The organism is Enterobacter sp. BWH64 (assembly GCF_001037645.1).
Classification (GTDB): Bacteria; Pseudomonadota; Gammaproteobacteria; order Enterobacterales; family Enterobacteriaceae; genus Enterobacter; species Enterobacter hormaechei_C.
Window position 1 is genome coordinate 2,961,182 of the sequence record NZ_KQ089922.1, and the last position, 13,602, is coordinate 2,974,783.

12 protein-coding genes and 1 pseudogene are annotated in these 13,602 nt (G+C 53.1%); 4 read left to right on the plus strand and 9 right to left on the minus strand.

Going from position 1 to position 13,602, the window contains the following annotated elements:
* Positions 1 to 42: 42 nt before the first annotated feature.
* Complete coding sequence (nifJ, locus tag SK50_RS14145; RefSeq protein WP_045345112.1) at positions 43 to 3,567, plus strand: pyruvate:ferredoxin (flavodoxin) oxidoreductase; 3,525 nt, start codon at positions 43 to 45, stop codon at positions 3,565 to 3,567.
* Between the two features lie 386 nt (positions 3,568 to 3,953).
* The gene (gene ompC / locus SK50_RS14150) at positions 3,954 to 5,069 is read left to right on the plus strand and encodes a porin OmpC (RefSeq protein ID WP_045339863.1); all 1,116 of its coding nucleotides are present in this window, start codon (positions 3,954 to 3,956) and stop codon (positions 5,067 to 5,069) included.
* A gap of 34 nt (positions 5,070 to 5,103) precedes the next feature.
* Here the strand turns inward: ompC and SK50_RS14155 are convergent, their stop codons facing one another.
* From SK50_RS14155 to SK50_RS24170, 3 genes are all read right to left on the minus strand, one after another.
* Positions 5,104 to 5,526, minus strand: a complete 423-nt coding sequence (locus tag SK50_RS14155) for a GFA family protein (RefSeq protein WP_045339865.1) — start codon at positions 5,524 to 5,526, stop codon at positions 5,104 to 5,106.
* A 2-nt stretch (positions 5,527 to 5,528) separates the two neighbouring features.
* Positions 5,529 to 5,726 carry a hypothetical protein gene (locus SK50_RS14160; RefSeq protein WP_000790642.1) on the minus strand — a complete coding sequence of 66 codons (198 nt, stop codon included), beginning with the start codon at positions 5,724 to 5,726 and terminating at the stop codon, positions 5,529 to 5,531.
* A 219-nt stretch (positions 5,727 to 5,945) separates the two neighbouring features.
* Positions 5,946 to 6,077 (minus strand): hypothetical protein, encoded by a 132-nt coding sequence (locus SK50_RS24170; RefSeq protein ID WP_255248861.1) that lies wholly within the window; start codon positions 6,075 to 6,077, stop codon positions 5,946 to 5,948.
* Positions 6,078 to 6,147: 70 nt separating this feature from the next.
* Between SK50_RS24170 and SK50_RS23325 the strand changes: the two are divergent.
* Positions 6,148 to 6,345, plus strand: a pseudogene (locus tag SK50_RS23325) (tyrosine-type recombinase/integrase); the annotation flags it as partial.
* A gap of 49 nt (positions 6,346 to 6,394) precedes the next feature.
* A complete protein-coding gene (gene ttcA / locus SK50_RS14165; protein WP_001186974.1) occupies positions 6,395 to 7,330 on the plus strand; it encodes a tRNA 2-thiocytidine(32) synthetase TtcA in 936 nt (311 codons plus the stop codon).
* 43 nt (positions 7,331 to 7,373) lie between these two features.
* On the opposite strand, the gene dbpA is transcribed toward ttcA, so the two are convergent.
* The 6 genes from dbpA to SK50_RS14190 all read right to left on the minus strand — a co-directional run bounded on the left by dbpA (position 7,374) and on the right by SK50_RS14190 (position 13,587).
* The gene (dbpA, locus tag SK50_RS14170) at positions 7,374 to 8,747 is read right to left on the minus strand and encodes an ATP-dependent RNA helicase DbpA (RefSeq protein WP_017382257.1); all 1,374 of its coding nucleotides are present in this window, start codon (positions 8,745 to 8,747) and stop codon (positions 7,374 to 7,376) included.
* A 57-nt stretch (positions 8,748 to 8,804) separates the two neighbouring features.
* Positions 8,805 to 8,951 carry a proline-rich small protein YnaL gene (locus SK50_RS23900; RefSeq protein WP_275427718.1) on the minus strand — a complete coding sequence of 49 codons (147 nt, stop codon included), beginning with the start codon at positions 8,949 to 8,951 and terminating at the stop codon, positions 8,805 to 8,807.
* Positions 8,952 to 9,232: 281 nt separating this feature from the next.
* Positions 9,233 to 10,216, minus strand: coding sequence for a zinc transporter ZntB (gene zntB, locus SK50_RS14175; protein WP_017382256.1), 984 nt, complete (start codon positions 10,214 to 10,216; stop codon positions 9,233 to 9,235).
* A gap of 90 nt (positions 10,217 to 10,306) precedes the next feature.
* Positions 10,307 to 11,437, minus strand: a complete 1,131-nt coding sequence (locus SK50_RS14180) for a methyl-accepting chemotaxis protein (RefSeq protein WP_023303809.1) — start codon at positions 11,435 to 11,437, stop codon at positions 10,307 to 10,309.
* Between the two features lie 316 nt (positions 11,438 to 11,753).
* Positions 11,754 to 12,242, minus strand: coding sequence for a hypothetical protein (locus SK50_RS14185; protein ID WP_032103614.1), 489 nt, complete (start codon positions 12,240 to 12,242; stop codon positions 11,754 to 11,756).
* Positions 12,243 to 12,270: 28 nt separating this feature from the next.
* Positions 12,271 to 13,587 (minus strand): VasL domain-containing protein, encoded by a 1,317-nt coding sequence (locus SK50_RS14190; RefSeq protein WP_032103615.1) that lies wholly within the window; start codon positions 13,585 to 13,587, stop codon positions 12,271 to 12,273.
* Positions 13,588 to 13,602 lie beyond the last annotated feature (15 nt).

A 13,602-nucleotide genomic window follows, 5' to 3' on the forward strand; every position in this document is an offset into this window, starting at 1 on the left:
TTTACAGGCCCCTCTTTTTGCGCAATGTAAGGGTGTTGTCCTATGCAAACTATTGACGGCAATGGTGCAGTCGCGTCTGTTGCGTTTCGTACCAGCGAAGTGATCGCCATCTACCCCATCACGCCCAGCTCCACCATGGCTGAACAGGCTGACGCCTGGGCTGGTAATGGGATAAAAAACGTCTGGGGCGATGTCCCGCGGGTTGTAGAGATGCAGTCCGAAGCCGGTGCCATTGCCACCGTGCATGGTGCGTTGCAGACCGGTGCCCTGTCGACCTCGTTCACGTCGTCTCAGGGGCTGCTGTTGATGATCCCCACGCTTTACAAGCTGGCTGGGCAATTAACGCCGTTTGTGTTGCACGTTGCCGCACGCACCGTAGCCACTCACGCTCTCTCTATTTTTGGCGACCACTCAGATGTGATGGCCGTGCGTCAGACCGGCTGCGCTATGCTCTGCGCCAGCAGCGTGCAGGAAGCGCAGGACTTCGCGCTGATTTCGCATATCGCCACGCTGAAAAGCCGAGTGCCATTTATTCATTTCTTCGATGGTTTTCGCACGTCCCACGAGATCAATAAAATCGTTCCGCTGCCGGACGACACCATTCTTAATCTGCTGCCGCAGGCTGACATCGATGCGCATCGCGCTCGCGCCCTCAATCCGGAACATCCGGTGATCCGGGGTACCTCTGCGAACCCGGATACCTATTTCCAGTCCCGCGAGGCGACAAACCCGTGGTACAACGCGGTCTATGAGCACGTTGAACAGGCGATGGACGATTTTGCCGCTGCGACGGGCCGCGCATATAAGCCGTTTGAATATTACGGTCATCCGCAGGCCGAGCGCGTGATCGTCCTGATGGGCTCTGCCATCGGCACCTGTGAAGAGGTGGTTGATGAGCTATTGACGCGTGGTGAAAAAGTTGGCGTGCTCAAAGTTCGCCTCTACCGTCCCTTCTCAGCGAAACACCTGCTCGCAGCCCTGCCGGACAGCGCGCGTGCAGTGGCGGTACTGGACCGCACCAAAGAGCCTGGCGCACAGGCTGAGCCACTTTATCTGGATGTGATGACCGCTCTGGCTGAGGCGTTTAACCGCGGTGAGCGCGAAACGCTGCCGCGCGTCATTGGCGGGCGTTATGGATTGTCTTCCAAAGAGTTCGGACCGGAGTGCGTCCTGGCGGTATTTGCTGAACTCCGCGAGGCAAAACCGAAGCCGCGCTTTACGGTCGGCATTTATGATGACGTGACTAACCTTTCTCTGCCCTTGCCGGAAAACACCCTGCCCTCGACTGCGAAACTGGAAGCGCTGTTCTACGGTCTGGGTAGCGACGGCAGCGTCTCGGCAACCAAGAACAACATCAAAATTATCGGCAACTCTACGCCGTGGTATGCGCAAGGGTATTTCGTCTACGACTCCAAAAAAGCGGGCGGACTGACCGTCTCCCACCTGCGCGTCAGCGAACACCCGATCCGTTCGGCATACCTGATTTCTCAGGCAGATTTTGTTGGCTGTCACCAGCTTCAGTTCATTGATAAATATCAGATGGCCGAGCGCCTGAAGCCCGGCGGTATTTTCCTGATCAACACCCCTTACAGCGCCGACGAGGTCTGGGCACGCCTGCCCCAGGAAGTGCAGGCGGTGCTTAACCAGAAACAGGCGCGCCTGTATGTCATTAACGCCGCGAAGATCGCCCGCGAATGCGGCCTGGCGGCGCGCATCAATACGGTTATGCAGATGGCGTTCTTCCACCTGACCAATATTCTGCCGGGCGACAGCGCGCTGATGGAGCTTCAGGGGGCGATCGCAAAAAGCTACAGCAGCAAAGGTCAGGAACTGGTTGAGCGCAACTGGCAGGCGCTGGCGCTGGCCCGCGAATCGCTGTTCGCGGTGCCGTTGAAGCCGGTCAATGCCAGCAGTCCGAACCGGCCGCCAGTGGTGTCTGACGCCGCCCCGGATTTCGTCAAAACCGTCACGGCGGCGATGCTTGCCGGACTGGGCGACACCCTTCCCGTCTCTGCGCTTCCGCCTGACGGAACCTGGCCGATGGGCACGACCCGCTGGGAAAAACGCAACATTGCCGAAGCGATCCCTATCTGGAAAGAAGAGCTGTGCACCCAATGCAACCACTGCGTGGCGGCCTGCCCGCACTCGGCCATTCGCGCCAAAGTGGTGTCGCCAGAAGCGTTAGATGGCGCGCCGGAAAGTTTGCACTCGCTGGATGTAAAATCCCGCGATATGCGTGGTCAGAAATATGTCCTACAGGTGGCGCCGGAAGACTGTACCGGCTGTAACCTGTGCGTCGAGGTGTGCCCGGCGAAAGATCGTCAGGACCCGTCAATCAAAGCCATCAATATGATGTCGCGTCTTGAACATGTTGAAGAAGAGAAAGTGAATTATGATTTCTTCCTCGACCTGCCCGAAATCGATCGCAACAAGCTGGAACGCATTGACATTCGTACCTCGCAGCTCATCACCCCGCTCTTCGAGTACTCCGGGGCGTGCTCCGGCTGCGGCGAAACACCGTATATCAAACTGCTCACTCAGCTTTACGGTGACCGAATGCTGATTGCCAACGCGACGGGCTGCTCGTCGATCTACGGGGGTAACCTGCCGTCCACGCCATACACCACCGACGCGAACGGTCGCGGCCCGGCGTGGGCAAACTCGCTTTTCGAGGACAACGCAGAATTTGGTCTGGGATTCCGTCTGACGGTCGATCAGCACCGCGCCCGCGTAATGCGTCTGCTGGCACAGTTTGCCGATAAGATCCCGGCAGAACTGAATGATGCCCTGCATGCGGAGGCCACACCTGACGTTCGTCGCGCGCAGGTTGCTGAACTGCGCAACGCGCTTCAGGGTGTTGAAGGGGCTGAACAACTCCTCACTGATGCTGACGCGCTGGTTGAAAAATCTGTCTGGCTGATCGGCGGCGACGGGTGGGCCTACGATATTGGTTTCGGTGGTCTTGACCATGTCCTGAGCCTGACCGAAAACGTCAATATTTTGGTGCTCGATACTCAGTGCTATTCCAACACCGGCGGACAGGCCTCGAAAGCAACGCCATTGGGGGCGGTCACGAAATTTGGTGAGCACGGCAAGCGCAAGGCGCGTAAAGATTTGGGCGTCAGCATGATGATGTATGGACACGTCTACGTCGCGCAGATTTCGCTGGGGGCGCAGCTCAACCAGACGGTGAAAGCCATTCAGGAAGCGGAAGCGTATCCAGGGCCGTCGCTGATTATCGCCTACAGTCCGTGTGAGGAGCATGGCTACGATCTGGCGCTCAGCCACGACCAGATGCGTCAGCTCACCGCAACCGGCTTCTGGCCACTGTACCGCTTCGACCCGCGCCGTGCCGATGAAGGGAAATTGCCGCTGGCGCTGGATTCGCGTCCGCCGTCAGACGCCCTTGCCGAAACCTTACTTCAGGAGCAGCGTTTCCGCAGGCTGAACGCTCAACAGCCAGAAGTGGCAGAGCAGCTATGGAAGGATGCGGCAGCGGATCTACAGAAGCGTTATGACTTCCTGGCGCAACTGGCGGGGAAAGCCGAAAAATCGACCAGCGAATAACCTGTATGCCCGGCATGTCCGGGCATTTTTTTGCCAAAAAAAGCCCGATGCACGTGCACCGGGCGAATCCAGAAGATCGGTGAAAATTGCCTCAATGTTCTGAACAATATTCACGGGAATTATGGATGAAAAAATCTTAAAGGCATATAACGGCGTGGAGGTTACCTTGTTTTCCACGTAATTAATAATTTTTATTTTGTATTGATTATAATAATTCATTCATGGCATTAATCGTTATTTCTACCGCATCATTTAGTTTAGATTTTACTTAACCCGTAACAATTATATTTTATTCATCCGCCGTCAGAGTGATTTAGCATGGGACAGCTTTCCAGCCCGGAAAGTTCACGAAGTAATAAAAAAATAACTGCAAAGGAATAATCAAAATGCAAAGAAAAGTACTGGCACTGATGATCCCCGCTTTGTTAATGGCTGGCGCCGCTCACGCAGCTGAAATTTATAATAAAGACGGCAATAAACTGGATCTGTATGGCAAAGTAGATGGTCTGCATTATTTCTCTGACGACGCGTCTAAAGATGGCGATCAAACCTATATGCGACTGGGCTTCAAAGGTGAAACCCAAATCAACGACATGATGACCGGCTTCGCACAATGGGAATACAACATTCAGGCAAACAACACCGAAGGTTCTGACAATCAGTCCTGGACGCGTCTGGCCTTCGCGGGTGTGAAGGTGGGCGATTACGGCTCCTTCGATTACGGCCGTAACTATGGCGTCCTGTACGACGTTGAAGGCTGGACCGATATGCTGCCAGAATTTGGTGGCGACTCTTATACTTATGCCGATAACTTTATGACCGGTCGTGCAAACGGCGTGGCTACCTACCGTAACACCGACTTCTTTGGTCTGGTGCAGGGTCTGAACTTCGCGGTGCAGTATCAGGGTAATAATGAAGATGCCAGCAACAATCAGGAAGGCACCAATAACGGCCGCGATGTACGTCATGAGAATGGCGACGGTTATGGTCTGTCCGCGACTTATGATTTTGGCATGGGCTTCAGCGCGGGCGCGGCATATGCGTCATCTGACCGTACCAACGATCAGGAAATGCATACCACTGCGGGTGGTGATAAAGCGGATGCATGGACTGCTGGTCTGAAATACGATGCAAACAACATCTATCTGGCGGCGATGTATTCCGAAACACGTAATATGACGCCTTACGGTGATGCTCATGACGAAAACACCGTGGCAAACAAAACCCAGAACTTCGAAGTCACCGCACAATATCAGTTCGATTTCGGTCTGCGTCCGGCTATTTCCTATTTACAGTCCAAAGGTAAAGACCTGGGCAATGGCCAGGACGATAAAGATCTGGTGAAATACGCTGACGTCGGTGCTACCTACTATTTCAACAAAAACATGTCCACCTATGTTGATTATAAAATCAACCTGCTGGATGAAGATGATTCGTTCTACAAAAACAATGGCATCGGTACGGATGACATTGTAGCGTTAGGTCTGGTTTACCAGTTCTAATCCCGTTAGCCCGCAGCGATCTGCGGGCTAATTTTTATCGCTGTTTCGCCTGTTCTTTGCGGAAAGAGAGATAGCCAAATACTCCGCTGTCGCCATCCATAGGGTGATTAACTCCATCCATTACCACCACTTCCGGGAAGTCGAATGGCGTGACATTTTCCAGACAGGCAACATTCACACCATATTCATTGGGATTGGAACGTCGTTGATGGAACGTGTAAATACCGCAAATCGAACAGAAGAAATGGCGCGCCATGCCGGTGTTGAAACGGTACTCTGTGAGCGTGTCCGCGCCCTGCGTCACCTTAATGCCCGTCAAAGGCGCTGAAACCACTACCGCCCCACGCATCCTGCAAAACGAGCAGCTACATCGACGTGCGGTATTCAGGCCGTCCGTCAGCTCAACCGTAAATTTCACCGCCCCACAATGACACTGTGCATGACGAATGTCAGCCATCGTTATACTCCTTTTCTCACTAACTCAGCCGCTTTTAAAAAGACCTCATCTTCGACACCATCCCCCTTCTGCCTGCCGAGCCTTACCAGCTCAGCGACAATACTTTCACGGTTGATGATCTTCTGGGATGAAACCAGCCCGATAACGGCGGCACCAATCGCCAGCCCAACTAATCCTGTCTGCTCGTCTTTATTTTTCATAGAAGCGCTCCCTTGTCCCCCTCAAAAGCGTAGCAGGAGAAATGTAAAACGCGCTGGTACGCGGGAATGAGATCCGTGCTTTATCTCAGCTGTTCGCCAGGCAAAACAGGAGGGGTGCTGAGCGGTTATCAGACAACGTTGATGAGGACAACATGAATAGCGGTGCGCGTAGAGAGGCCGAATGGGTGTTAAAACCGCCTTCGAAAAGGCGGCAGGTCATTACTCTGGATCTTTATCGCCTGATTCAGGCGCTGAGCCAGGATCATCTTTCGCTTTTCTTCCATCCTTTTCCGGGTTATCCGGGCTGGGATTATAATCAGGATGGTCACCATTAACGGGACGGTCAGTCATTTTCACCTCCGTTTTTACTGCGTAAGCTGTAAGTGTAGACAACCCTTCAGTCTTAACCAAACTTCTCCTGTGGAGCTCATTTGTAAATCGTGCTGGCATTCGGCGCTGCAATCCGTACCATACACGACACACTTTCGCATGCTGGTTTTTACCGGTAGCCGCAAACCCGTCTTTTATCGCTAACCAGATGGGGCACGTAAATGCGCAGATGGTGTATGAAATCTATGCTACATGGATAGAAGAGATGAACACGAAGCTGACGCTTTGAAATCGTTTTCCTCACCCTGTGCCCCATTTGAGATCTGAGTAACGAATAGATGCAACAAAATCAAGAAATTAACAAGAAAGAACAGTACAACCTGAATAAACTGCAAAAGCGACTGCGCCGTAACGTGGGCGAAGCCATTGCAGACTTCAACATGATTGAAGAAGGCGATCGCATCATGGTCTGCCTGTCGGGCGGTAAAGACAGCTACACCATGCTGGAGATCCTGCGCAATCTACAGCAAAGCGCACCGGTGAACTTTTCCCTGGTCGCGGTTAACCTCGATCAGAAACAGCCCGGCTTCCCGGAACATATCCTGCCGGAGTACCTTGAGAACCTGGGCGTTGAGTACAAAATCGTAGAAGAGAATACCTACGGCATTGTTAAAGAGAAGATCCCAGAGGGCAAAACGACCTGCTCGCTCTGCTCACGTTTGCGTCGCGGCATTCTGTACCGCACCGCAACCGAACTGGGCGCCACCAAGATTGCGCTTGGTCATCACCGGGACGACATTCTGCAAACGCTGTTTCTGAATATGTTCTATGGCGGCAAAATGAAGGGAATGCCACCGAAGCTGATGAGCGACGACGGCAAACACATCGTGATCCGCCCACTCGCCTACTGCCGCGAGAAAGACATTGAGCGTTTCTCCCAGGCCAAAGCCTTCCCTATCATTCCGTGCAATCTGTGCGGCTCACAGCCGAACCTGCAACGTCAGGTCATTGGCGACATGCTGCGTGACTGGGATAAACGCTATCCGGGCCGCATCGAAACCATGTTCAGCGCCATGCAGAACGTGGTGCCTTCGCACCTGGCCGACGTTGAACTGTTCGATTTCAAAGGGATTAACCACGGTTCAGAGGTGGTGAATGGCGGGGATCTGGCGTTTGACCGCGAAGAGATCCCGATGCAGCCTGCTGGGTGGCAGCCAGAGGAAGAGGATGCGCAATTCGATGAACTGCGCCTGAACGTGGTAGAAGTCAAGTAACCTGGGAGCGTCTCAGATATCATTTCTGAGACGCGTTTTAAGCTTATTTCAGCAGTCGAACGCGGCAGGTCTTCCCTTTAATCTTCCCGCCCTGCAACTGTTTCCAGGCCTTATGCGCAACCGACTGGCGTACCGCTACGTAGACATGCGCAGGATGGACCGTGATCTTGCCAATATCTGCCCCGTCGAGACCGATATCCCCAGTTAACGCCCCCAGAACGTCACCGGGACGCATTTTGGCCTTTTTACCGCCGTCGATGCACAGGGTGGCCATTTCCGCCGCCAGCGGAGCGATGCTGATATTACCAGGGGTATTCACCCAGTTGAGTTTCAGTTGCAGCATTTCCGCAAGAATATTGGCGCGCTGCGCCTCTTCAGGTGCGCAGAAGCTGATGGCGAGACCACTGTTACCTGCGCGCGCGGTACGCCCGATGCGGTGGACATGCACTTCCGGATCCCATGCCAGTTCGAAATTCACCACCAGCTCAAGCGATTTAATATCCAGGCCACGGGCCGCCACATCCGTTGCAACCAGCACGCGTGCGCTGCCGTTAGCGAAACGCACCAGCGTCTGATCGCGATCGCGCTGTTCCAGATCGCCATGCAGCGATAATGCGCTCTGTCCCGCATCATTCAGGGCATCGCACACCGCCTGACAATCTTTTTTGGTATTACAGAACACCACGCAGGACGCTGGCTGGTGTTGGCTCAGCAATTTTTGTAGCAGTGGAATTTTGCCGTGCTGCGATGTCTCGAAGAACTGCTGCTCAATCGCCGGTAACGCATCGACAGTATCGATTTCAATGGTCAGCGGGTTCTTCTGCACGCGCCCGCTGATCGCCGCTATCGCCTCTGGCCAGGTGGCAGAAAAGAGCAGCGTCTGGCGTGTGGCTGGGGCAAAGCGGATCACTTCGTCAATCGCATCGCTGAAGCCCATATCCAGCATGCGGTCAGCTTCATCCATCACCAGCGTTTGCAGTGCATCGAGTGAAACGGTGCCTTTTTGCAGGTGATCGAGCAGACGGCCCGGCGTTGCCACAATGATATGCGGCGCGTGCTGAAGGGAATCGCGCTGCGCACCGAACGGTTGCCCGCCGCAGAGCGTTAAAATTTTAGTGTTAGGCAAAAAACGCGCCAGACGACGCAGCTCACCCGCGACCTGGTCGGCCAGCTCGCGCGTCGGGCAGAGTATCAGGGACTGGGTCTGAAACAGGGTTGCATCAATGTGTTGTAACAGGCCTAGCCCAAATGCAGCCGTTTTTCCACTGCCGGTTTTCGCCTGCACGCGCACGTCACGGCCTTCAAGGATAGCCGGCAGCGCGGCGGCCTGGACAGGGGTCATAGTGAGGTAGCCCAACTCATTCAGGTTAGTCAGTTGGGCTTCAGGCAGAACGTTCAGCGTGGAAAAAGCGGTCACAATATACTCTCGTGGTAATGATTGCAGTCAGATGGCGCGTATCCTCGCAGATCTGCGCTAACGATGCGACAATTTAATCGGTTCTTCATCGGGCGGCGGATCCGGCATCGGCTGCGGACGTGGGACAGGATCGGGTATCGGCGTCGGATCGGTGGGCACCGGATCGGACTGCCAGGTGTTGAGGCGTTGCAGGGCAAGTAGCATACTCATCTTTTCCTCCAGATTAGGGTGCTGACCCCTAAAGGGTAGACGCAGATAAACAGGAGGCAAAAAAAAAGCCGACTATGAAGTCGGCGTCGTACGAATCAATTGTGCTATGCAGTAAATCAAAAAAAGGAAGTAAGACAATATGGAGCGCAACGCCCATCGCTTGACGTTGCATTCACCTGCGGGAGTAATATTGCACCTAACATGGTCGGAGTTTATTGACTTCGCTCAATTAAAATGTCGTTTTGAAGCCGACTCTGCCTCAGAAAAGCGTAAATTTACAGCCATTTACTACGATGCAACCACCATGCAACACCCCCAATCAAAACCACTAACATGACGCAAAACGTGGTGAAGCCATAGTGATATTCACCGCCGGGGATCCCTCCGAGGTTTACGCCAAACAACCCCGTCAGGAAGGTACTCGGTAAAAAGACCATCGCCATCAGCGACATGGTGTACGTTCTCCTGGCTAACGACTCCTGCATTACCTGGGCTATCTCATCCGCCATGACTGCCGTTCTGGCAATACATGAGTCAATCTCGTCCAGTCCACGTCCGAGCCGGTCAGCGATATCCTGCATTCTGCGGCGTTGATCGTCGTTCATCCAGCTCATGCGTTCGCTGGCCAGCCGCGCATAAACGTCGCGCTGAGGGGTCATATAGCGGCGCATCACGATGAGCTGCTTACGCAGCAGCGCCAGAAAACCACGTGGGGGGATTTGCTGATCGAGCAGGTTATCTTCCAGATCGATGATTTTATCGTGAAGTTCTTCTATAAACTCGCTGGCATGATCGGTCAGCGCATCACACACATCCACCAGCCAGCTGCCGCAATCCGTAGGCCCCGTGCCCTCTTTCAGATCGTTAATGACGTCATCCAGCGCCAGCACTTTTCTCTGGCGGGTGGAAACAATCAGCCGTTCATCCATATAAACACGCATTGCCACCAACTGATCCGGACGCTCATCCGTACTGCCGTTTATACAACGCAGCGTAATTAGCGTCCCCTCACCCATCCGGCTGACGCGGGGTCTGAGACTTTCTCCCGCCAGCGCATCCCGAACGTTGTTGGGCAATAGCGGCGTGGACGCGAGCCACTCGGCGCTGTCCGGGTGCGTGTAGTTGAGGTGCAGCCAGCATGGATGTTCGCTGTCGATGTGATCCTGATCTTCAAGCGGCCTTGCGCCGCCTTGTCCATCAAACACCCATGCAAAAACTGCGTCAGGTACGTTAACCTCAGACCCTTTAATGCTCTCCACAGCGCCTCCACCGTTTTATCTCTTTCGGTGTCAGTCTAGCTTTCGCCGAGGGTTAAGCAATAATTATGTGAGGCATCGTCCTGAATACGTTCAGGAATTCACCGCCCATTCGCGGCTTTTTAATGCATTATCAGTCTGGAACTCATTTTCCAGACGGAAATTACGTGTTCGTGTCTGAAGCTCAATCACCTGATTGCGCAGCACATCTGACGATCCATTGAGTTCTTCAACCATTGACACGTTGCTCTGCGTTACGCGTTCAAGCTCTGACAATGCCTGCGTAATTTGTGAAATACCTTTTTCCTGTTCTGATGTTGAGGCGGATATTTCATCCATCAGTCTGCTGACATTGCCCGAACCGGTAACAATGTCATGCATGTTTTTTTCGGCTTCAGAGACCACGTTAACGCCCTGCGTCACGTTATGGCTGGTAACTTCAATCAGTGACTTAATATTTTTTGCCGCTTCGGCGCTACGATGCGCCAGGCTTCTCACCTCACCCGCGACCACAGAAAACCCTTTACCATGGTCGCCCGCTCTTGCCGCTTCAACGGCGGCGTTAAGCGCCAGAATATTGGTCTGAAAAGCGATACCGTCAATCAGCGAGATAATCTCTGTCATTTGCTGGGCGCAGTCGGTAATCGACTGCATATTGTTCGCGACCTGCCCCATTAATTCTCCGCCTTTACGCGCCTGTAACGTCGCGATATTCGCCTGCTCGCTGGCTAAACGGGTATTGTCGGCATTATTTTTTGTACTTGCAGCCATCTCTTCCATGCTGGCTGCCGTTTGCACCAGCGAAGCTGACTGCTGTTCTGTTTTGACGGAAAGCTGCGCGCTGCGTGAAGAGAGTTGATCTGACAGGGTCATCGCGGTTTGCGAGGAGGCGCGGATCTCACGGACCAGGGTTGCAATGTTGCTGGAGAGACTATTAATCCCCGGGATCAGGCGTCCCGCACAATTGTTGCCAAATTCAGGTATCGACACGCCAAGTTTGCCTGACGTCACTTCTTCAATACTTTTTTTCACCGTATTGATCGGCGTCACAAGATATTTGGTCATGTACGCCCAGAGTAAAAATAAGGCGATGAATTGTACAATTATGACTGCAATAAAAAGCGAAGAATTTCGTGAAAATAGCGCTATAACTCCATCACTTACCAAAAATACACATAAAAGGAAATAGACAATGAACGTTCTGACACTAATATTTCTTAGCATACGTTTTCCTGGGACATTATATTTTGGTTGGCATTAAGGGTTATAGCATTGCCATACGAATTTGTCCTCACGTTCGTCGCTGGTTTGTTGTTTTGCAGTTTGATTTGCGCAGTTTTATTTAAGGCGGATAAAAAGCATGTTTTACGCTAAATATCTGGCTTGTCGTTGGGTTACTGATACCCCTTCAAAAATGTTAATTATATATTTAAGGAGGGGTACTGTAGGCCACCGGTGTGTAGTGGTGCTTAATAAGTTAACGTAGTTAATATATATTAACTACGTTAATGCGCGCTCCTTCCGTTAGGGTGACTTACGTTCAGGCCAGACAGTCGATAGCCTGGAAAAAACAGTCCTCAGTCATGAGAATATTCTCTTTTGCACTTTGATGCCCGCGACGAATATACCAGCCTGTATCAGGCGCCATGCTTAAATGGAATATCCTCGCCCCCGACAGACTATCGGGGACATTAATACTCATCGTCACACACCCCTTCTCCGGCCCCCTGATCACCTGTTCTGGCATAATGGTGACGCTGCGATCCCCATTTTGCAAAATGATCGTCGTAATGGCATAACGACATATACCGCTACTGAGGCTGTAGCCAACCGTACTTAAATCGGTGATATGTTTTTTAGATAAAAATATTTCAATACCAGAACCTTCAAACCATGTAATGATTTGCTGCGCAAGATCCTCCATCCGCTCACAAAACGCCCTGACTTCGGCCTCAGCCGTATTAACATAGATCGGTTTGTCCCCGATGCTCTGCTGCACTTTCTTAAAAAAACGCTCTCTTGCTGACATGTCAACTCCGTGTTTTTCGCCAGTCTCATTATTCTTTTTGGTGCTTCAGCAAGGCATAGCTGGCAATCAACTGCTGAAGATGCTGTTCGGCCTGGTTTAGCTGCGCTGCTGACACGGGTTGCCCGGCAGGTAAAATGGAAAGCAGACGAAGCTGCTCCTCAAGCGGAACGGTATGGCTGAAGGACTGCGACATGGCAAACACGGCTGATTTCAGTTCGCTGACCGTCATGTACTTCCCCTTCTGTTCATCCAGCGCGTTTAGCCTGTTCGTCAACTGCTGTAACTGCGTCATTCCCTGATGCCAGCCATTCAGCTCTGACTCTGCAAGTCCGGCAACGCTAATCTGCTTGTGCCACTGTTGCGCCAGGGGTTTGGCCTCTTCAGGCCACAGCGTCAGCGCCTGCTGCACCAGACGGTCGCCGTAGCTTACTGCCCAGTCTGGTTTCAGGTGTAAAAGCTGCGCTAACAGCTGCTGTGTCTTGCTGATCCCCGGTTCAGGTGGCGGTGACGTTTGTTGCAGCGCCTGCAACTGTGCTGTAGAGAGTCCATCAGGTAAAGGAGTCAGGGACGCGGCCAGCTGAGTTTGTACTGAATCTGGCGCATGCATCGTCTGCCATCCCACTGCGACAATGCTGGCTGCCACCAGCATGAACAACATACCCGCAGCAAATGGCTTCCACTGCTTCGCGGGTACAGGAGGCTCTTTATTCGGCAACGGCTCGGGCTGAACCACATAAACCCATTTACAACGCTCTGTCGGTTCTGTGAGGTGGAGTTCCGCGGCCCCTACCGCGTTACCCGGCAGACTTACGCCCGTATTTTCGCTGTTTTCCAGACGCACTGCTGCGTTCTGCATCATCGTGCGCAGAGCATCAAGCTGAGCAGCATGCTTAAGTTCGAGGCGCTGCAACATGTCACTCAGCGCGTTCAGATTCTCCTCAGCCTGATAAAGTTGTCCTAAATCGGCATACGTCAACGTCAGCGTTCGCACCACCTGTTGCAGGCGTTTGCTCAGTGCGCTGAGGATTTCAACTCGCGCATGGACAGGCTGTGGCCAGAGGCTACCCCACTGACGGACGACCAGTGCAGCCAGTAGCGCCAGCCCTTCATTCATGCCGTAGAGTCCGGCGAGATGCGTGCGGGCGAGCGTATACCAGGCAGCCGTTTGTAGCTCCACACCGTTATGCTCGAACAGTGACAGACAGAGCGTTTCCGCGTGTTGCCAGTTAACATCCGGGCGTGCCGGATGGGTGAGCTTGTTCATTTCTTCGCGCAAGGCAGCGTAATCCGCAAGTGTGCGCGGATCCCCGCCGGTTTTAAGTTGGCGTTCAGAATTTATTGTCATAACTGTTTTAACCTG

What these genes read in the sequence shown, in the direction of transcription:
- nifJ (WP_045345112.1), top strand. Translation starts at nt 43, where the DNA reads ATGCAAACTATTGACGGCAATGGTGCAGTCGCGTCTGTTGCGTTTCGT.
- ompC (WP_045339863.1), top strand. Translation starts at nt 3,954, where the DNA reads ATGCAAAGAAAAGTACTGGCACTGATGATCCCCGCTTTGTTAATGGCT.
- SK50_RS14155 (WP_045339865.1), bottom strand. Translation starts at nt 5,526, where the DNA reads ATGGCTGACATTCGTCATGCACAGTGTCATTGTGGGGCGGTGAAATTT.
- SK50_RS14160 (WP_000790642.1), bottom strand. Translation starts at nt 5,726, where the DNA reads ATGAAAAATAAAGACGAGCAGACAGGATTAGTTGGGCTGGCGATTGGT.
- SK50_RS24170 (WP_255248861.1), bottom strand. Translation starts at nt 6,077, where the DNA reads ATGACTGACCGTCCCGTTAATGGTGACCATCCTGATTATAATCCCAGC.
- ttcA (WP_001186974.1), top strand. Translation starts at nt 6,395, where the DNA reads ATGCAACAAAATCAAGAAATTAACAAGAAAGAACAGTACAACCTGAAT.
- SK50_RS23900 (WP_275427718.1), bottom strand. Translation starts at nt 8,951, where the DNA reads ATGCTACTTGCCCTGCAACGCCTCAACACCTGGCAGTCCGATCCGGTG.
- SK50_RS14180 (WP_023303809.1), bottom strand. Translation starts at nt 11,437, where the DNA reads ATGCTAAGAAATATTAGTGTCAGAACGTTCATTGTCTATTTCCTTTTA.
- SK50_RS14185 (WP_032103614.1), bottom strand. Translation starts at nt 12,242, where the DNA reads ATGTCAGCAAGAGAGCGTTTTTTTAAGAAAGTGCAGCAGAGCATCGGG.
- SK50_RS14190 (WP_032103615.1), bottom strand. Translation starts at nt 13,587, where the DNA reads ATGACAATAAATTCTGAACGCCAACTTAAAACCGGCGGGGATCCGCGC.